15 protein-coding genes are annotated in these 19,739 nt (G+C 67.4%); 11 read left to right on the forward strand and 4 right to left on the reverse strand.

Going from position 1 to position 19,739, the window contains the following annotated elements; translation table 11 throughout:
- Positions 1-5 precede the first annotated feature (5 nt).
- The 3 genes from tssM to AC1RLW_RS22370 are packed head-to-tail and all read left to right on the forward strand — an operon-like array spanning position 6 to position 5,699.
- Positions 6-3,872: a type VI secretion system membrane subunit TssM gene (gene tssM, locus AC1RLW_RS22360; RefSeq protein WP_493195124.1), complete on the forward strand. Its 3,867-nt coding sequence runs from the start codon at positions 6-8 to the stop codon at positions 3,870-3,872.
- Positions 3,869-4,852, forward strand: coding sequence for a type VI secretion system-associated protein TagF (tagF, locus tag AC1RLW_RS22365; RefSeq protein ID WP_070062957.1), 984 nt, complete (start codon positions 3,869-3,871; stop codon positions 4,850-4,852). The genes tssM and tagF overlap by 4 nt, the downstream gene beginning before the upstream one ends.
- Positions 4,853-4,859: 7 nt before the next feature.
- Positions 4,860-5,699 (forward strand): OmpA family protein, encoded by an 840-nt coding sequence (locus AC1RLW_RS22370; RefSeq protein WP_493195126.1) that lies wholly within the window; start codon positions 4,860-4,862, stop codon positions 5,697-5,699.
- Between the two features lie 43 nt (positions 5,700-5,742).
- Here the strand turns inward: AC1RLW_RS22370 and tssA are convergent, their stop codons facing one another.
- The 4 genes from tssA to tssJ all read right to left on the reverse strand — a co-directional run bounded on the left by tssA (position 5,743) and on the right by tssJ (position 9,760).
- A complete protein-coding gene (gene tssA, locus AC1RLW_RS22375; protein WP_493195128.1) occupies positions 5,743-6,903 on the reverse strand; it encodes a type VI secretion system protein TssA in 1,161 nt (386 codons plus the stop codon).
- Entirely contained in the window at positions 6,900-7,697 is a 798-nt protein-coding gene (gene icmH, locus AC1RLW_RS22380) for a type IVB secretion system protein IcmH/DotU (protein WP_062481127.1), read from the reverse strand. Before icmH ends, tssA begins: the two co-directional genes overlap by 4 nt.
- Before the next feature lie 16 nt (positions 7,698-7,713).
- Positions 7,714-9,060, reverse strand: a complete 1,347-nt coding sequence (tssK, locus tag AC1RLW_RS22385; RefSeq protein WP_062481129.1) for a type VI secretion system baseplate subunit TssK — start codon at positions 9,058-9,060, stop codon at positions 7,714-7,716.
- 79 nt (positions 9,061-9,139) lie between these two features.
- Positions 9,140-9,760, reverse strand: a complete 621-nt coding sequence (tssJ, locus tag AC1RLW_RS22390; RefSeq protein ID WP_493195130.1) for a type VI secretion system lipoprotein TssJ — start codon at positions 9,758-9,760, stop codon at positions 9,140-9,142.
- 217 nt (positions 9,761-9,977) lie between these two features.
- Here tssJ and AC1RLW_RS22395 point away from each other — a divergent pair, with 217 nt between their 5' ends.
- The 8 genes from AC1RLW_RS22395 (at position 9,978) to tssH (ending at position 19,703) form a co-directional block, all read left to right on the forward strand.
- Positions 9,978-10,646, forward strand: coding sequence for a tetratricopeptide repeat protein (locus AC1RLW_RS22395; protein ID WP_157755218.1), 669 nt, complete (start codon positions 9,978-9,980; stop codon positions 10,644-10,646).
- A gap of 120 nt (positions 10,647-10,766) precedes the next feature.
- A complete protein-coding gene (gene tssB / locus AC1RLW_RS22400; RefSeq protein WP_070062960.1) occupies positions 10,767-11,282 on the forward strand; it encodes a type VI secretion system contractile sheath small subunit in 516 nt (171 codons plus the stop codon).
- Positions 11,283-11,284: 2 nt separating this feature from the next.
- Positions 11,285-12,775, forward strand: coding sequence for a type VI secretion system contractile sheath large subunit (tssC, locus tag AC1RLW_RS22405; RefSeq protein WP_095747207.1), 1,491 nt, complete (start codon positions 11,285-11,287; stop codon positions 12,773-12,775).
- Between the two features lie 84 nt (positions 12,776-12,859).
- On the forward strand, positions 12,860-13,372 hold the full coding sequence (locus tag AC1RLW_RS22410; protein WP_062474768.1) for an Hcp family type VI secretion system effector: 513 nt from the start codon (positions 12,860-12,862) through the stop codon (positions 13,370-13,372).
- Positions 13,373-13,481: 109 nt separating this feature from the next.
- Entirely contained in the window at positions 13,482-13,973 is a 492-nt protein-coding gene (gene tssE, locus AC1RLW_RS22415; protein WP_062474770.1) for a type VI secretion system baseplate subunit TssE, read from the forward strand.
- 26 nt (positions 13,974-13,999) lie between these two features.
- Positions 14,000-15,850, forward strand: a complete 1,851-nt coding sequence (gene tssF / locus AC1RLW_RS22420; RefSeq protein WP_493195133.1) for a type VI secretion system baseplate subunit TssF — start codon at positions 14,000-14,002, stop codon at positions 15,848-15,850.
- Positions 15,814-16,935, forward strand: coding sequence for a type VI secretion system baseplate subunit TssG (tssG, locus tag AC1RLW_RS22425; protein WP_159279609.1), 1,122 nt, complete (start codon positions 15,814-15,816; stop codon positions 16,933-16,935). The genes tssF and tssG overlap by 37 nt, the downstream gene beginning before the upstream one ends.
- 41 nt (positions 16,936-16,976) lie before the next feature.
- Entirely contained in the window at positions 16,977-19,703 is a 2,727-nt protein-coding gene (gene tssH, locus AC1RLW_RS22430) for a type VI secretion system ATPase TssH (RefSeq protein WP_493195135.1), read from the forward strand.
- Positions 19,704-19,739 lie beyond the last annotated feature (36 nt).

Genomic DNA, 19,739 nt, shown 5'->3' on the forward strand with positions numbered 1-19,739 from the left:
CTTCTATGCGGCGATTCTTCAGTTTCCTGGCCGATCCGCGCACCTTGTCGGTGATCGGCGCCATCGCGCTCGGCGCGTTCCTGCTGCTCGGGGCGCAGACGCTCGAAGTCGGCGCGATCTGGGCCGTCGGCATCTTCGTGGTGCTGCTGCTGTTGTGGCTGCTGGTGTGGTTCGTGCGGCGCATGCGCACGCGCGCGGCCAACCGCAAGCTCGGCGACATGCTCGAGGACCAGGCCGACGCCGCCGTGCGCGACAGCGACCCCGAGCGCAAGGCCGAGATCGACGAACTGCGCGGGCGCATGGTCGAGGCGGTCAAGACCATCAAGACCTCGAAGATCGGCCAGATGTCGGGCAGCGAGGCGCTGTACGAGCTGCCCTGGTACATGGTCATCGGCAACCCGGCGGCGGGCAAGAGCAGCGCCATTTTGAACTCGGGCCTGCAGTTCCCGTTCGCCGACAAGGGCAACGCGGTGATTCAGGGCATCGGCGGCACGCGCAACTGCGACTGGTTCTTCACCACCGAAGGCATCGTGCTCGACACGGCGGGCCGCTATTCCATCCACCAGGAAGACCGCAAGGAGTGGTTCGGCTTCCTCGACCTGCTCAAGAAGTACCGGCCGAAGGCGCCCATCAACGGGATCATCATCACGGCCAGCATTCCCGAGCTGATCGGCAGCCGGCCCGACTTCGCTATCCAGCTCGCCAAGAACCTGCGCCAGCGCATGCAGGAACTCACCGAGCGGCTCGAGGTGTTCGCGCCGGTCTACGTGATGTTCACCAAGGCCGACCTGATCACCGGCTTTGCCGAGTTCTTCGGCGACAGCGACAAGATGGAGCGCGACCGTGTGTGGGGCGCCTCGCTGCCCTACGACGGCGACGAGAAGCAGGACGCCGTGGCGCTGTTCGACAAGCGCTTCGACGAGCTCTACATGGGCCTGAAGGAAATCAGCGTCTCGCACTTCGCGAACCACCGCAGCAGCGACCCGTCGCCCGAGCTGTTGATCTTTCCGCTCGAGTTCGCGGCCATCAAGCCCGCGCTGCGCGCCTTCCTGGCCACGCTGTTCGAGAGCAACCCCTTCCAGCACAAGCCGGTGTTCCGCGGCTTCTACTTCACCAGCGCCTTGCAGGAAGGCACGATGCGCAGCCTGTCGACCGAGCGCATCGCCAAGCGCTTCGGCCTCACGCTGAGCAACGCGGCCACCAAGTCCAAGGAAATCTATTCGCAGAACGGGTTCTTCCTGCGCGACCTGTTCTCCAAGGTGATCTTTGCCGACAAGAAGACGGTGCGGCAGTTCTCCAGCCCCGTGAAGGCGCGCGTGCGCTACGTGAGCTTCTTCGCCTTCGTCGCCGTGCTGGGCCTGTTGCTGGGCGGCTGGACCTGGTCGTACCTCGGCAACCGCCAGCTGGTGGAAAACGTGCAGGCCGACCTGGACAAGGTCGTCAAGCTGCAGGCCAGCGACAACGGCCTGCGCACGCGCTTCGAGGCACTGGGCATCCTGCAGGACCGGATCGAGCAGCTCGAGAAATTCCGCAACGACCGGCCGCTGTCGCTGTCGCTGGGCCTGTACCAGGGCAACCAGCTCGAAGACAAGCTCGTGGCCGAGTACTACGGCGGCGTGAAGCAGCTCATGCTCGCGCCGGTGTCGGACAACCTGCAGGCCTTCCTGCGCGAGGTCAATGCGCACCCCGACCGCCTGAAGCGCGCCGATGCGGTGGCCGCGCTGACGGGCGGCACGGCGCCCGCGCCGCTGCCGGTCGCCGGTGCCGCGACCACCACGGCACCGGCCGCGGCGCCGGAAGGCGGCGGCCTGTATGCCGGCTCCTCGCCGGCCGACGTGCAGGACGCCTACAACGCGCTCAAGACCTACCTCATGCTGTCCGACAAGCGGCAGGTGGAAACGGCGCACCTCACCGACCAGATCTCGCGCTTCTGGCGCGGCTGGCTCGAGAGCAACCGCGGCGACATGCCGCGCGCGGCGGTCATCCGCGATGCCGAGCGCATGATCACTTTCTACCTGCGCCGCGTGGGCGACGACAACTGGCCCGCGCTGGCCGACACCAACCTGGCGCTGGTCGAGCAGACGCGCGACAACCTGCGCCGCGTGGTGCGCGGCATGCCGGCGCGCGAACGCGTGTACGCCGAGATCAAGGCGCGCGCCTCCACGCGCTTCGCGCCGATGACGGTGGCGCGCATCCTCGGGGCCACGGCCAGCAGCGCCGAGGCCGAAGGCACCCTTGCCGGCAGCGTCGCCATCTCGGGCGCGTTCACGCGCGAGGCCTGGCAGCAGTACGTGGACGACGCGATCCGCGACGCCGCCAACAAGGAAACATCGAGCAAGGACTGGGTGCTCAACGTCGCCGGCAACGACGACCTGACGCTCGAAGGCAGCCCGGAGCAGATCCGCAAGACGCTGGCCACCATGTACAAGCTGGAGTACGCCAAGGAGTGGCAGCGCTTCCTGCAGGGCATCGCGGTGAAGGACATGGGCAGCTTCGAGCAGGCCGTGGTGGCGATGAACCAGCTGGGCGATCCGCAGAACTCGCCGATCCGCAAGGTCTTCGACACCGTGTACGACCAGACCTCGTGGGACAACCCCTCGCTGGTCAACGCCGGCCTGCAGCAGGCGCGCACCGGCGCCTTCAACTGGTTCAAGCGCCTCTTCAGCCGCGCCACGCCGTCGCAGGTGAACGTGAACGTCGATCTCAACGGCGGCGCCACGGAAATCCCGATGGGCCCGATCGGGCGCGAGTTCGCGGGCGTGGCGCGCCTGGTGGTCGAGCGCGACAACACCTCGCTGCTGCGCGGCTACCTGGGCACGCTGTCCAAGCTGCGCGGGCGCTTCAACCAGATCAAGAACCAGGGCGACCCCGGTCCGGGCGCGCGCCAGCTCATGCAGCAGACGCTGGAGGGCAATGGCTCCGAACTGGCCGATGCGCTCAAGTACGTCGACGAGCAGATGCTCACCGGCATGGACGCCGCACAGCGCCAGGCGCTGCGCCCGCTGCTGGTGCGGCCGCTGCTGCAGGCCTACGCGGTGACGGTGCAGCCGACCGCGGTGGAGGTCAACAAGATCTGGAGCGCGCAGGTGCACCAGCCCTTCCAGCAGTCGCTGGCCACCAAGTACCCGTTCTCGGCGAGCGCGAAGATCGAGGCCTCGCCGGCGGAAATCGCGCAGTTCTTCGGACCTGAAGGCGCCATCGGCAAGTTCGTGACGACCACGCTGGGCTCGCTGGTGATCCGCCGCGGCGACCTCTTGTCGCCGCGCGCCTGGGGCGACCAGGGCCTCACGCTGAGCCCCGACTTCGTGAACGGCTTTGCGCAGTGGGTGGCACCGCTGTCGGGCGGTGCCGCAGCCGGGGCCGGCGGCAGCGCGCAGCCGCAGACGCTGTTCCAGATCCTGCCGCAGCCCGTGTCGGGCCTGACGGAATACATGGTCGAGATCGACGGCCAGCAGCTGCGCTACCGCAACACGCCGCCGCAGTGGTCCAACTTCGTCTGGCCCAACGCACAGGGCACGCCGGGCGCGAAGATCACCGCCGTCACCTTCGACGGGCGCACGGTCGAGCTGATCAACGAGCCGGGCAACTTCGGCCTGGAGCGCCTGCTCAGCACGGCGCAGCGCACCAAGTTGCCCGACGGCAGCTTCGAGCTCACGTGGGCGCGCGACAACGCGAGCGTGACCGTCAAGCTGCGCGTGATCCAGAACACGCAGTCGGCCGGTTCGGGCGGCGATTCGCCGCAGGGCAAGGGCCTGCGCGGCACGGTGCTGCCGTCGACGGTCGCGGAGATCGGTGTGCCGCGCGCAGCAGCACCCGCAGCGGTTCAGGCACCGGCCCAGGCGCCGGTGCAGGCAGGGGGAGCAGGCAAATGAGCGCGCCACAACAGCTGTGCTACTTCGGCAAGTTGCCCGGTCGCGGCGACTTCGTGAAGGGCCTGTACAACCCGCAGCTCATCAAGGTGTTCGACCACTGGCTGTCGCAGACCATGGAGATGCTGTCGGAAGACCCGCGCTGGAAGCTGATCTACGACAACGCGGCGCCGATGCACTTCGTGTGCCTGGGCTCGCGCAGCCGCGTGGCCATTGCGGGGCACGTGCGCCCCAGCCGCGACGAGTCGTCGCGCCGCTACCCGTTCCTGGCGGCCACTTCGGTGGACGTGGACGAGGCGCTCGACTTCATGCGCGGCGCGCCGATGCTCATCGGCCCCTACTGGGACCGCATGGCGGTGCAGGTGCAGTCGCTGGCGGCCGGCACCGACCTGGACAACGAGCTGAAGAAGTTCGAGGCCATCGATCCGGCCATCGAGACGGGCTTCAGGAAGTCGGCCTCGCGCGCCACCTATGCGGCGTTCACGCGCGACACCAGCCTGCTGCGCATCGAACAGATGCTCAACTTCGACGGCCACAAGGTGTCGCTGCGCCGCGCCATCCTGGCGCTGGGCCTGCTGCTGCAGCCGGTGATGGCCAGCGCCGTGTCGCACCTGGAAAAGGGGCTCACGCTGCCGCTGCCGCGCGACCCGGTCGACCGCTCGCTGATCGCCACCTTCTGGCTCGAGATGGTGTCGCAGTTCCTGGCCAAGGCCGACTTCGAGCTGGTGCTGCTGGTCACCGAGATCGACGGCCGCTCGCGGCTGGTGATCGGCTTCAACGGCCTGTCGCCGCGCAGCCTGCAAAGCGTGCTGCATCCGCAGGTCTACACCGAGCACAACATCGACATCGACAACCCGGAGTGGGTCGAGGACACCATCCACAGCAACTACGCGATGTTCAAGCTGGTGAGCTACCTCGACCAGCCGCAGCTGCCGCTGGACATCGTGCTCACCGCCTTTCGCGAAGTCTTCATCGGGGAATGACACGGTCATGAATTGTTCTTTGCGCGTTCTCGTGCTGTCCATGGCCTGCGGGCTCGCGCTCGTGCCGGCCGTGCAGGCCCAGCAACCACAACAACCGGCGGCGGGCGCCACCGCCGCCCGCGTCGAGACCACGCCCGCGGCCGTCGGCAAGGGCGAGCCGGTCGTGGCCGGCGGGCAGGTGCCCGACGAAGCCACGCGCATCGCCGTCATCGAGGCGCTGCGCCGCGTCTACGGCCCCAGCGGCGTGATCGACAAGATCGAGGTGGTGAACACCGTCAGCATGCCGGCCAACTGGAGCGCCAACGTGCAGCGGCTGATCACGCCCTCGCTCAAGGACATCCACCGCGGCCAGCTCCAGATCGAGGGCACGCAGATGGCGCTCAGCGGCGAGGTCGGCAACGAGGCGCTGCGCCAGAAGATCGTGAGCGACATGGCGAACTCGCTCAACCCGACCTACACCATCAAGAACAGCCTGCGCGTGCCCGCGTCGGAGCAGATTGCGGTCGACCAGGCGCTGGCCAACCGCACCATCGAGTTCGAGCTGGGCAGCGCCACGCTCACGGGCAAGGGCCGCGCCATCCTCGACGAGATGGCGCCGATCCTGCAGAAGCTCACCAACAAGTCGGTGGCGGTGGTGGGTCACACCGACAACGCGGGCAACCGCACGTCGAACCTGGCGCTGAGCCAGTCGCGCGCCGAGTCGGTCAAGGGCTACCTGGTGGGCAAGGGCATCGACCCGATGACGCTCACGACCTCGGGCGTGGGCCCGGACCAGCCGGTGGCGAGCAACGCGACGGACGAGGGGCGCTCGCGCAACCGGCGCATCGAGTTCCGCGTCGGACGCTAACGAAAAAGGCCCGCAACGCGGGCCTTTTTCTTTCAGCGCAAAGTCAACGCGACTCGTCGTCGCCCTTGGGCAAATCGAGCAGGTCCACCAGCTGGGCCAGCTCCTGCTCGTTCTTGATCACGTTGCGCAGCCAGGCATGCAGTGGCATGTCGGCCCAGCGCGCGGCCTTGTTCGCCATGTAGGCGGCCGGGCTCGAAGGCTCGGTCTGCTCGAAATACGCCGCCACTTCCTTGAGCTGCGCGATGGCCTGCGCGCGGCTGTGGATGCCGGGTGGCAGCGCGGCGGGCACATGCACGGCCGCGTGGTAGGTGGGAGGTGAATGGGGCATGGCGGCGTCGAAGACAGGTTCGATGCGGGTCGGGGCAGCCGGTGCGCTGGCGGCCGGTGCAGCGGCGGCGGCTTGTGGCGCCATGCCGTTGTCGATCGGCACGCCGGCCTCGCGCGCAAAGCGCTCGACGGCCTGGCGGATGGCCGTGGCCGCGTCCTTCGCGGCGCGAAAGCTCGGGCCGTTGGAGGCGGTGCGTTCGTCGAACACGGCCTCGAACTCGGCCAGCGCCTGCTCGCAGGCCTGCACGTCGCGGTGCGTCTTCTGCAAGAACTTCGCAGGCGTGGCGCGGCGCAGGCGGTCGAACTGCTCGAGCGTCACCTTGTTGCGCTGCAGCTCGTCGGCCTGCGCCGGCGTGCGGCGGATGGCCTGGTCGAGCGCCAGCGCGGTCTCCCAGACCAGCGCGCTGTGGCCGGTGTGGCCGTCGCTCACGATGGGCGCGCGCTGCAGCAGCTCGACCGAGCGCGAGATCAGCCAGGTGACGGTGCCGATGCGCATCTCGATGTCGCCGCCCTCGGGCTGCGGATGCAGTTCGTCCCAGTACTGGCGGCACAGGCCGCTGAGCAGGCGGTAGCCGTCGGCCAGCCCCTCGAAGCCGCGCTGGCTGGCCAGCGCGTCGGTGAGCCACACGCCCAGGCGCAGGTCCTTGGTGGACGCGCGCAGCAGCTTCTCGCACTCCGAAATCACGAAAGGCCAGTTGGCCTCTTTCAGCTCGATGACCCATTCGCCCTGTTCGAGCGAGGGGTCGTCGTGCTTGCGCGCTTCCTGGATGGCGTCGAACTCGCGCGAGAACAGCATGTCCTCGCCGCAGGGCTTGGCCTCCGAGATCGGGGCCAGCAGGGCCGCGAGGTCGAGGCGGTTCGTCGCGGCCGTGGTCATGGCAGCGAGATCGTCAGGTTGGCTTGGCGCGGGCCGAGCTTCACGATGTCCTGGTAGCTCGCGAGCGCGCCCTGCGTGGTGCTGCCCAGGTGCGCCGACAGGCCGATGAAGCCCAGCAGCCCGATGAGCGCGAACAGCGCGGCCACCACCCACTGCGGCGCCTCGCGCTTGAGCGAGTGCGAGATGAGGTCGGGCAGCGGCCAGTGCGGCGCGAAGGGCGTGCGCTTGCCGCGCGCGTTGGCGATCTCGTCGCCCACGCGCGCCGTGAGGTAGGCCAGCTTCTCGGTGCCGTCGATGGCGTACTTGCCCTGGAAGCCCAGCAGCAGGCACATGTAGAACACCTCGAGCGTCTGGATGCGCGCGGCGCCGTGCGCGCGCTCGACCTCGAGCATGTTGAAGAAGTTCTCGCCCGCCAGCTGGTCGCCGAACAGCGTGAGCTGCAGCGGCCGGCGCTCCCACTCGGAGCGGATGGCGAACTCGGGCGCCGAGAGCACGAACTCGTCGACCGTGGCGCAGAAGGCGTACTTGGCCGCGTGGATCTGCTCGGCCGTGGCGTCGAGCTTGCGCGCGTTGCGTTCGAACTCGCCCAGGTAGTTGCGGATGCCCGTGAGGAACTGCTCGGTGGTGGCCGGCTGCTGCTTCTTCTTCAGCAGGAACAGCATCACGAAGCCGTCGTACAGCAGGTCGAGCAGGCTGGAGTCGGCGTCGGGCGCCACGCCGGCCGGCGTGAACGAAGCGGGCGGTGCGTCGGCACCCAGCAGGGAAGGGGCCTTGTTGAGGGTGGTGGTGTTCATACGATCGGGCGGGTGATCAGCCGGTCACGGCGATCAGTTCGAGTTGCATGTCGGGGATGCCGGCCGGCGCGTAGATGGTGACGCTCTGCGCCTGCAGCATGCGGTCGTACAGCTGGCTCTTGCTGTCGATGGAGAAGTAGCAGGCGCCCGCGCGGATCGGAATGGCCGGCGGCACCTGCGGCGCGTAGACGATGCGCACGCCCGGCATGGCCGAGAGCACGAGCTTGTCGACGTCTTCGGGCGCGCCGATCTTGAAGCGCTGCGGCACCACCTCGGCCAGCTCGGCGGCCGGCATGCTGGCGGTGACCGACATGTAGAACACGGTCTTCTCGTCGATCTTTCCGGAGTCCAGGCGCCCCAGGTAGAAGGCGTTGCGCGTCTCGGTGAGCGCAATGGCGAAGTAGCGCGTGGAGATCACGGTGTCGAGCAGGTCGCGCACGATGCGGTCGAGTTCGGCGAAGGCCGGGCCGGGCTTCTCGTGGTCGTACACCGGCAGGTCGTTCAGCGAGTAGGTCTTGGCGAAGGTCATCAGCGCGCCGGCCAGGCTCAGCAGCTCCTGGAACAGCCGCTCCGGGTGCAGCGACGGGTGATGGAACAGGTGCGAGAGCGAGGCGAACGCCGAGTTGGCCGTGTGCAGCAGCCAGAACGAGGCGATGTCGCCCGAGCGGAACTCGATGATGTTCTTGCTCGGCTCGCGGTGAATGCCGTACAGCGAATTGACCTTGGCCTGCAGCACGTCGAGCAGCCGGCGCAGCTGCTGGAACACGGTGGGCGAGGCGTCGATGCTGGTGCACGGCGGCACGAAGCTGCGGTCGATCTCGAAGCCGCCCGCGGCGGTGCGGCGGATGCGGATCACGGGGATCGACACGAACTGCTCGCGCGGCTCGGTGTCGGCCAAGAGCTTCACGCTCTTGCGCAGGAACACCACTTCGGCGCTCACGGCGTTGGTGTACAGGTCGAGCGACTGCGTCGCGTCGCTGGTGTAGCGCGCGGCAAAGCCTTCCTCGTTGGGGTCGGTGTAGTTCTTGCCGAGCTCCTTCACCGGGTGCAGCACCAGGTAGAAGGTGATCTCGTTCTGGCCCGGGCTCAGCGTGTCCAGCGAGATGGGCGGCGGCAGCGCATCGGCCTGCGGCGCCGCGTACGGTTCGCCGTCGGGGAACACCAGCGACAGCTGCGAGGCGCGCAGCATGCCGCTGGCCAGCGCATCGAGGTCGAAGCTGATGGAGCGCACGCCCCAGAAGTACGGATGCAGCGTCTGCGCCGTGGCGCGCAGGCGCGCCTCGTGGTACGCGTCTTGGCGCTGGAAATGCTGGGGGCGTAGAAACAAGCCCTCTCCCCAGAGGACCTTGGCTGCATAGCTCACGTCGGATCAACTCCCCTCAATTTTTTTTGAATGTATCGCATCGTCGTGTCGACTTGAACGGCCCCGCCGTCGCTGCAGATCAGGCGGGAGAGGGCCGGCAAGTCACCGGCCCCAACAGGTTGAGCGCGCCCGTGGGGGCGGCGCCTTGTGCGTTCTGCTGGCCCACCACCGCGCCTGTCGTGACGGTGAGCGCGCAGGCATGCGCGCCCATCACGATGCCGGTTTTTTCGGCGTCGACGGCGTTGAAGGCGAAGCGCCAGCGCTGGGCATCGGGCGAGTGGAACAGCACCACCACGGCCACCGCGTTGGCGCTGCGCGGAACCATCTCGGTCCAGGTGTATTGCTGGTCGGGAATGAGCGTGATCTCGCGGCTCTCGACGAGGTCGTCGCCCAGCTGCGTCTTGTCGCGACCCGGCGTGACGAAGGCGTCGAAGGACGACTGGTAGAAGCCCGTCGTCTCCTTCAGCTTGTAGATGCGCATCACCACGGACAGCGGGCGGTTGCGGCCGTCGGCGTTGAGGTTCTTGCCCGCGGCGATCGACATCGTCACCTTGCGCGGGGGCTTTTGCGACTCGGGCAGCTCGGGCTTCTTCAGTCCGCTCGCCTCGAGCGCGATGTTGGCGATCGTGAGCGCCGGCGAGCTGCACCCGCCGAGCATCAACGCGGCCAGCAGCGCGCCAGATGTAATTAATATTTTCATTAAAAGCGAGCCGTAACAATATTTCGATGGACCAAATAGGATTAACCGATTTCGAAAATGACTTTCGATTAGGAAATTAGCATTAATCCGCCCCCGTCATTTGCCATCCACGCGGCTGTAGTATCGTGTATTGTTATTGTCAACGGTCGCAATTTAATGAATGATTGCGGCCTGCTAAAAAGTCAGATCAGGGGGGAATGTGTCGATTCGAAAAATCATGTCGCGCACGATGATTGCCGGTGCCATTGCGAGCACCGTCTTTTTGTCGGCCTGTACCACCACGCCGGACGCGGCCGTTGCCCAGGCCACCGCGGCCTACAACAAGAGCCTGGCCGAGGTCGATGCCGCCGCGGCAGCCGCCACTGGCGACAAGGCGCCCGTCATCCGCCAGTACCAGCAGCTCGCCACCGACAACCCGACCCGCGGTGAGCCGTGGTCGCGCATCGCGCAGATCTACTTCAACGAAGGCCGCTACAGCCTGGCCATCTCGGCCGCCGAGGAGTCGCTGCGCCGCGACCCCTCCAGCCGGCAGGCCAAGAGCATCACCGCCGTGGGCGGCCTGCGCCTGGCGGCCCGCTCCATCGAGGACCTGGGCAAGGACAGCAGCCTGAGCGGCGACGCCAACGCCGACGCCTACCGCCTGGCCGCCCTGCTGCGCGAAACCCTGGGCCTGTCGGTCCTGGTGCCCGCCGGCCCCGAAGCCAAGCCGGCACCCACGCGCCGCGCCGCGGCCCCCAGCCCGGCACCCGCGCCCTCGTCGTCATCGTCCGCCGCGCCGACCCCGGTCGCCGCCGCACGGCCCGCCCCGGTCGCCGCGCCGCGCCCGGCACCTGCCGCGCCTGCCCCGCGCGCGGGTGGCGGCAATCCATTTGACGCGCTCAAGTAATTGTCCGGTTTTTGAATTGGTTTTTAAACCAATGTATTAACGAATGGGCGTGCGATCCGGAAATGGGTCGTACAACTTTTTAATTCGTTTCTCAGTCCTATTGCGAAGGTATTGAAGCTTATGGCGACCAAAAGACAGAGCGTGCAGAAGCGTCTCCAAAAAGTGCGCCCGCCGCGCGTGCAACTCACGTACGACGTGGAACTCGGTGACGCCATCGAGAAAAAGGAATTGCCCTTCGTCGTCGGCGTGATCGCCGACCTGGCGGGCCAGTCCGAGGTCGAGCAGCCCAAGCTCAAGGACCGCAAGTTCGTCAACATCGACCGCGACAACATGGACGACGTCATGAAGGGCGTGGCCCCGCGTGCCGCCTTCCAGGTGCCGAACAAGCTGGACGGGCGCGGCGGCAGCTTCGGCGTCGACCTCACCTTCAACTCGATGGACGCCTTCTCGCCCGAAGCCGTCGTCGAGCAGATCGAGCCGCTCAAGCGCCTGCTCGACGCGCGCACCAAGCTGGCCGACCTGCGCAACAAGATGGCCGGCAACAGCAAGCTCGAAGACCTGCTGGCCGACGTGCTGAACAACACCGAGCAACTCCAGCGCCTGGGACAGAGCGCCGGCAAGAAGGACGAAAGCTGAACATGACTGCGCAAGCACTATCGGCATCGAGCGGTGCCGCTTCGTCTGAAGCCACGGTCGACCTGCTCGACCAGATCGTCGAGAAGAGCAAGGTCGCCAAGTCCGACGTGGAACACACGCGCACCAAGGACCTCATCGGCGAACTCGTCAGCCAGGTCCTCGAAGGCTCGGTGATCGTCTCCGACAACGTGTCGGCCATGATCGACGCGCGCGTGGCCGACCTCGACGCGCTCATCTCCGCCCAGCTCAGCGCCGTGATGCACGCGCCCGAGTTCCAGAAGCTGGAGAGCACCTGGCGCGGCCTGGAGTACCTGGTCAAGGAAACGCCGACCGGCACCATGCTCAAGATCAAGGTCATCAACGCCACCAAGCGCGACCTCATCCGCGACTTCAAGGCTGCCGTCGAATTCGACCAGAGCGCGATGTTCAAGAAGGTCTACGAAGAAGAGTTCGGCACCTTCGGCGGTGCGCCGTTCGGCGCGCTGGTGGGCGACTTCGACGTCACGCGCCAGCCCGAAGACATGTACTTCCTGGACCAGATGGCGCACGTGGCGGCCGCCGCCCACGCGCCCTTCATCGGCGCTGCCTCGCCCGAGCTGCTGGGCCTGGAAAGCTTTGCCGACCTGGGCAAGCCGCGCGACATGGCCAAGGTGTTCGACACCGTCGAGTACGCCAAGTGGAAGTCGTTCCGCGATTCGGAAGACTCGCGCTATGTGGGCCTCACGCTGCCGCGCTTCCTCGGGCGCCTGCCCTACCACCCGCGCGAAGGCACGGTGGTCGACAGCTTCAACTTCGTAGAAGACGTCGACGGCACCGACCACGCCAAGTACCTGTGGTGCAACGCCGCCTGGGCCTTCGCCACGCGCCTGACGGCCGCGTTCGACGACTTCGGCTGGTGCGCGGCCATCCGCGGTGTCGAAGGCGGTGGCCTGGTCGAAGACCTGCCCACGCACACCTTCAAGACCGACGAGGGCGAGATCGCCCTGAAGTGCCCGACCGAGATCGCCATCACCGACCGGCGCGAAAAAGAACTCAGCGACCTGGGCTTCATTCCGCTCGTGCACTGCAAGAACTCCGACTACGCGGCGTTCTTCGGCGCGCAGTCGCTGCAGAAGGCCAAGAAGTACAACACCGACAGCGCCAACGCCAACGCGGTGCTCTCGGCGCAGCTGCAGTACATCTTCTCGGTGTCCCGCATCGCGCACTACCTCAAGGCCATGATGCGCGACAAGATCGGCAGCTTTGCCTCGGCGCACAACGTCGAACAGTTCCTGAACCGCTGGATCGCGCAGTACGTGCTGCTCGACGACAACGCGACGCAGGAACAGAAGGCCCAGTTCCCGCTGCGCGAAGCCGCCATCCAGGTCGGCGAAGTGCCCGGGCGGCCCGGCGTGTACCGCGCGGTCGCGTTCCTGCGCCCGCACTTCCAGCTGGATGAACTGTCTATTTCACTGCGCTTGGTCGCCGATCTGCCGAAGTCAGTGAATAAGTAAGGAGGCAGATCGGGTGCGCGGCCGAGGGGCCGTGCTGCAACACGTTAACTGTCAGTAATCAATCAATCAAGAAGGGGAAGAAACATGAAAGATATCTACGTCAAGTTCGGCAGCCCGGCCATCAACGGCGAGTCGCAGGACAAGGACCACAAGGACTGGATCGAAGTCAGCTCGTGGCAGCACAGCATCGTGCAACCGCGCTCGGCCACCGCGTCGACCGCCGGCGGCCACACCGCCGAGCGCTGCGAGCACGGCGAGATGATCTTCACGAAGGACATGGACGTCGTCAGCCCGCTGCTGTACCAGCACGCGTCGGGCGGCACCACCTTCGACGAAGTCACGGTGCAGTTCTACCGTGCCGACGGCGAAGGCAAGCGCGTGCAGTACATGGAGATCAAGCTCAAGTACGTGCTGATCGCCAGCGTGAACCCGAAGGTCGTGAGCACCGACGTGGCCAGCGTGCCGAGCGAGACCTTCTCGCTGAAGTACGCCGCCGTGCAGTGGAAGTACACGCAGCAGAAGATCGGCGGCAACCAGGGCGGCAACTCGCAAGGCGCCTGGAGCCTCACGAAGAACGACAAGACCTACTCGGTCTGACGCCAGTCGGGCAATGACGACCGCGGCGCAGGCCGCGGTTTCTTTTTGGCGCCGCGCCCCTCGCGCGGCGCCGTGCCCGTTGTCCGACGCGAGAGACAGGGAGTGACCCATGACAGGATTCGAACCGGGCCTGCTCGACAAGCTGTTCGATGACGACTGGCGCGGGCCGGCTTCGCCGGTGCTGCGGCATTTGTCGCTTGACGAGGTCAAGAACGTGGTCGCACGCGACCTCGAATCCCTGCTCAACACGCGCATGGTCTTCGACGACGCCAAGCTCCAGGCCTACCCGGAGTGCCGGCGTTCCGTCATGACCTACGGCCTGAGCGATTTCTCGGGCCTGAGCCTGGCCAGCCACTACGACCGTTCGTTCATCTGCCGCTCGCTGGAGCAGGCCATCGCGCGCCACGAGTCGCGCCTGCGCGATGTCTCGGTGTCGCTCGAGGTCGACGGCCAGGCCAGCACCCACATGCTCTATTTCGGAATCACCGCCCTGCTCGTGCTGCCCGAGCTGGCCGAGCCGGTGAACTTCGACGCCATGCTGCAGCCCACGACGCTGCAGTACTCCATCACCCGCGGCACCGGCAAGAGCCGGTACGCCTAGCGCCACGCCGGACCCCGACGCCCACCATGGACGAGTTGCTGCCCTTCTACGAACGCGAGCTGGCCTTCCTGCGCGGCTACTCGCAGGAGTTCGCCAAGGGCTACCCGAAGATCGCCGCGCGCCTGGCCATCTCGGCCGACGCCAGCGAAGACCCGCACGTCGAACGCATGATCCAGTCGTTCGCGCTGCTCACGGCCCGCATCAGCAAGAAGCTCGACGACGACTACCCCGAGCTCACCGAAGCGCTGCTCGAGGTGATGTACCCGCACTACCTGCGGCCCTTTCCGTCGTGCTCCATCGCGCAGTTCGACGCCGGCGGTGCGGCGCTCGCCAAGCTCAGCAAGCCCGTCACCATCGCGCGCGGCACCGAGCTCACCTCGCAGCCGGTGCGCGGCGGCGCCTGCCGCTTTCGCAGCGTGTACGACGTCACGCTGGCGGCGGTGCAGGTGTCGAACGTGGTTTATCACTCGGTTGTGAACGCGCCTGCGCAGGCCTCGCTGCCACGCAACGCCACGGGCTGCCTCTCGGTCACGCTCGAGGCCACCGGCGAGCAGAAGTCGCTCGGCACCCTGGCGCTCACGCTGGCACGCCTGCGCACCTTCATCGACGCCGAGCCCTCGCTGGCCACGGCGCTGGCCGACGCCATCTTCCTGAAGACGGCCGCCGTCTTCGTGGAGCCCGAGCGCAGCGGCAAGTGGACGCTGGTGCAGGGCGAGGCGCTGCACCCGGTCGGCTTCGAGGAGGCCGATGCGCTCATCGAGCTGCCGGCGCGCTCGCACCCGGCCTATCGCCTGCTCAGCGAGTACTTCGCGTTCCCCGAGAAGTTCAACTTCGTCGACATCGACCTGGCGAACGCGCTGCGCCACATCGGCTCGTGCCGCTCGATCACGCTGCACCTGGTGATGACCGGCGTGCGCGCCGATTCACCCACGGCGCGGCTGCTCGAGGGCGTGTCCAGCCGCAACCTGCGCCTGGGCTGCACGCCCGTCATCAACCTCTTCAAGCAGCGCAGCGACCCGATCCGCGTCACGCACGCCGCCGCCGCCTACCCGGTGGTGGCCGATGCGCGCCGCGCTTTCGGCTTCGAGGTCTACAGCATCGACTCGGTCAAGCTCGTGAAGCAGACCGCCGAGGGTGACGCGTACATCGAGTTCCGGCCCTTCTACTCGCTGCACCACGGCGAGCATCCGAAGGAGGCCGAGCATTACTGGTTTGCGCGGCGCAACGAGCTCGTGGCGCAGCGCAGCCCGGGCTACGAGACCGAGCTCTCGATCGTGGACATCGACTTCCAGCCCTCGCTGCCGCAGACCGAAACGCTGAGCATCGACCTCACCTGCACCAACCGCGACCTGCCGCACTCGCTGGCCTTCGGCCTGCCCGGCGGCGACCTGTTCATCGAGGGCAACTCGGTGGCGCGCTCGATCCGCATGCTGCGCCGCCCGACGCAGACGCTGCGCATGCCGCGCGGCAAGGGCGTGCAGTGGCGGCTGGTGTCGCACCTGTCGCTCAACCACCTGTCGCTGGCCACCAGCGGGATGCCGGCGTTGAAGGAAATGCTGCGGCTGTACGACCTGGGCCGCTCGGCCGTGTCGGCGCGGCAGATCGAGGCCATCACTGCGATCGAGCAGCAGGCCACCACCCAGTGGTTGCCGGGCAAGCCCTTCGCGACCTTCGTGCGCGGCATCGAGCTCAAGCTCACGGTCGACGAGACCGGCTTCGTGGGCAGCAGCCTGCAGGCCTTTGCCCGCGTGATGGACCATTTCTTCGGTCTCTATGTGCACCTGAACAGCTTCACCCAACTGGTGATCGTTTCGGCGCGCGACAAGGAGGAGCTGGTGCGATGCAAGCCCCGCAGCGGCGAATCGATCCTCCTGTAGCCGAAAGGCTGCTGCGCGAACCCTACCGCTTCGAGTTTTTCCAGGCGGTGCGGCTGATCGAGCTCATGCTGCTCAAGCGGCAGGAGCGCGACGTGCACCAGCGTCTGGTGCCCGGCGAGCGCATGGTGCCGCGCTGGGTGCGCTTTCGCAGCTCCACGAGCCTGAACTTCCCGCCCAGCGAGATCGAGGCGCTGGCGGTGCGCGACGCCGTGGGCGAACTGATGTCGGGCGCGCAGCTGTGCGAGCCGCCACTGCCGCATGAGGACGAGCACGGCCTGAGCCGCATCGAACTCACGCCCGCGTCTTTCGGCATGCTGGGCGTGTCGGGCGCGTTGCCCATCGTCTACACCGAGATGCTGATGCGCCGCGAGCAGCATCTGCGCGACAGCTCGGCGCGCGCTTTTCTGGACGTGTTCAGCAACCGCGCCGCCGCGCTCTTCTATGCCGCCTGGCGCAAATACCGCCTGCCGCTGCACTACGAGCACGAACGCAGCCGCGCCTACCTGCCGGTGCTGCTGTCGATGGCCGGGCTGGAGCACACGGCCCAGCGCGATCCGCTGACCGACGGCACGGGCACCGTGTTCGACGAGACCGTGGCCGGCTACGCCGCCGCGGTGCGCCACCGGCCGATGTCGGCGGCGTACCTGCAGCGCGTGCTGTCCGACTACTTCCGCAGCCACATCCGCATCGAGCAGTTCCTCGGCAAGTGGTACGACATGCCCGTGCAGCAGCGCTCCAGGCTGGGCGAGGGCAACGTGAGCCTGGGCCAGAACGCGATGGCGGGCGAACGCATCTGGCAGCGCGACCTGCGCATCCGCCTGTGGATCGGCCCGCTCAAGCGCAGTGCGCTGCGCGAGTTCTTTCCGGGCCGCGCGCATGCGAAGGCGCTCGAAAAAATGCTGGCACTGCTGGCCGGCGTGACCTGCGAATACGAAGTGCGCCTGATCCTGGCGCGCGAAGAAGTCGCCGCCGTGCAGCTCAGCGACAGCGGCGGCAGCCACCTCGGCTGGGACAGCTTCATCACCACCCGCGAGGCCGAGGGCGACCGCAGCGACACGCAGTACGAGCTTCAGCCCCTGCAGTGACCTTTTCAACGAACACGACCGACAGAAGAACACCACCGCTCATGAGCACTTCGCTGAAGACACTGATCACCAAGCTCAACGCCAGCGCCCGCATGGCCACGCAGCGCGCTGCCAACCTGTGCCTGGCCCACGGCCACTACGAGGTCGACCTGGAGCACCTGTTCCTGGCGCTGCTGGAGCAGACCGACAACGACCTCGCGCGCGTGCTGCGCGCCAACCGCATCAGCGCCACCGCGATCCAGTCGGACCTGGAGCGAGAGATCCAGACCTTCAAGAACGGCAACACGCGCACGCCGGTGTTCTCGCAGCACCTGCAGCAGCTGTTCCAGCAGGCGTGGCTCTTGGCTTCGCTCGACGCGCACGCGGCGCAGATCCGCTCGGGCCACCTGCTGCTTGCGCTGCTCACGCAGCCCGACCTCGCGCAGCTGGCGCAGCGCGGCTCGCCGCTGTTCGCGAAGATCCGCCTCGAAGACCTGAAGCACGACTTCGACAAGCTCACCGACGGGTCGAGCGAAGCGGCCGAGGCCGGCGCATCGGGCGGGGCCACCGAGGGCGACGCGCAGCAAGCGCCGGCCGACCCGCTGGCCGCGGGCGTGCCGGGCAAGACGCCCGCGCTCGACCAGTTCACCACCAACCTCACGCAGCGCGCGAAAGATGGCGCGCTCGACCCCGTCATCGGCCGCGACACCGAGATCCGCCAGGTCATCGACATCCTGATGCGCCGGCGTCAGAACAACCCCATCCTCACGGGCGAGGCCGGCGTCGGCAAGACGGCCGTGGTCGAAGGGCTGGCGCTGCGCATCGCCGCGCAGGACGTGCCCGAGTCGCTGCGCGCCGTGGCGCTGCACACGCTGGACATGGGCCTGCTGCAGGCCGGCGCGAGCGTGAAGGGCGAGTTCGAGAACCGCCTGAAGAACGTGATCGCCGAAGTGAAGAAGAGCCCGCACCCCATCGTGCTCTTCATCGACGAGGCCCACACCATGATCGGCGCGGGCGGCCAGGCCGGGCAGAGCGATGCGGCCAACCTGCTCAAGCCCGCACTCGCGCGCGGCGAGCTGCGCACCATCGCCGCCACCACCTGGGGCGAGTACAAGAAATACTTCGAGAAGGACGCGGCGCTCGCGCGGCGCTTCCAGGTCGTGAAGGTCGAAGAGCCCAGCGAGACACTGGCCGCCGCGATGCTGCGCGGCATGGTGCCGCTGATGGAGAAGCACTTCAACATCCGCGTGCTCGACGAAGCCATCACCGAAGCCGTGCGCCTGTCGCACCGCTACATCAGCGGACGCCAGCTGCCCGACAAGGCGGTGAGCGTGCTCGACACGGCCTGCGCGAAAGTCGCGCTCGGCCAGAGCGCGACGCCGGCGTTGATCGAGGAAGCGAACCGCGGCCTTGAACGCATCGAGGCCGAGAGCGCCGCGCTGGTGCGCGACACCGCGGCCGGCGGGCGCCATGAAGCGCGCCTGGCCGAACTGGCGGAAAAGAAGAGCGCGCTGCAGGCCGAGCTGGCCGCGAGCCAGCAACGCCTGGCCGAAGAGAACGCGCTGGTCGAACGCATCCGCGCGCTGCGTGCGCAACGCGACGAATCGGCCGCTCAGCAGCCCGAGGCCGCGCCCGCCGTGGCGGAGAAAGCGCCGGCCCGCGCCGCCAGCCGCAAGAAAACCGCTGCCACCGCCGACCCCGCGCGCGACGAACTCGATGCCCTGCTCGCCGAACTGCGCGCCCTGCAAGGCACTACGCCGATGGTGCCGCTGCAGGTCGATGGCCACGTCGTCGCCGAGATCGTCTCGGCCTGGACCGGCGTGCCGCTCGGCCGCATGGTCAAGGACGAGATCAAAACCGTGCGCGCCCTCGACACGTTGCTGGCCGAGCGCGTCATCGGCCAGGACCACGCGCTGGCCGCCGTGGCCCAGCGCGTGCGCACCGCGAGCGCGCGCCTGGAAGACCCCAACAAGCCGCGCGGCGTGTTCATGTTCGTCGGCCCCTCGGGCGTGGGCAAGACCGAGACCGCGCTCGCGCTGGCCGACATCCTGTACGGCGGCGAGAAGAAGCTCATCACCATCAACATGAGCGAGTACCAGGAGGCGCACAGCGTCTCGGGCCTGAAGGGCTCGCCGCCCGGCTACGTGGGCTATGGCGAAGGCGGTGTGCTCACCGAGGCCGTGCGCCGCCAGCCCTACAGCGTGGTGCTGCTCGACGAGGTCGAGAAGGCCCACCCCGACGTGCTCGAGATGTTCTTCCAGGTGTTCGACAAGGGCATGATGGACGACGCCGAGGGCCGCGAGATCGACTTCCGCAACACGCTGATCATCCTGACCTCGAACATCGGTTCGTCGCAGATCATGCAGGCGTGCCTCAACAAGGCCGACGAGGAGCGCCCCGCGCCCGACGCGCTGGCCGACGCGCTGCGCCCCGTGCTCATGAAGGCCTTCAAGCCGGCCTTTCTCGGCCGCATGAAGGTGGCGCCGTTCTATCCGATCACCGATGCGGTGCTCGAGCAGATCATCGCGCTCAAGCTCGGCCGCATCCGCGACCGCATCGCGACCAACCACAAGGCCGTGTTCGAGTGGGACGACGCGCTGGTCGAGGCCGTGCTCGCACGCTGCACCGAGGTCGACTCGGGCGCGCGCAACGTCGACCACATCCTCAACGGCACCTTGCTGCCCGAGATCGCCGAGGCCGTGCTCACGCGCATGGCCGACGAGACGCCGCTCGCGAAGATCAAGGCCAGCTGCGGCAAGGGCGGCGAGTTCCGCTACCGGATCACCTAGGCGCAGCCGCCGCGCGTGCCCACGGGAGAACAAAAA

The organism is Variovorax sp. GW822-FHT04A09, assembly GCF_058801005.1.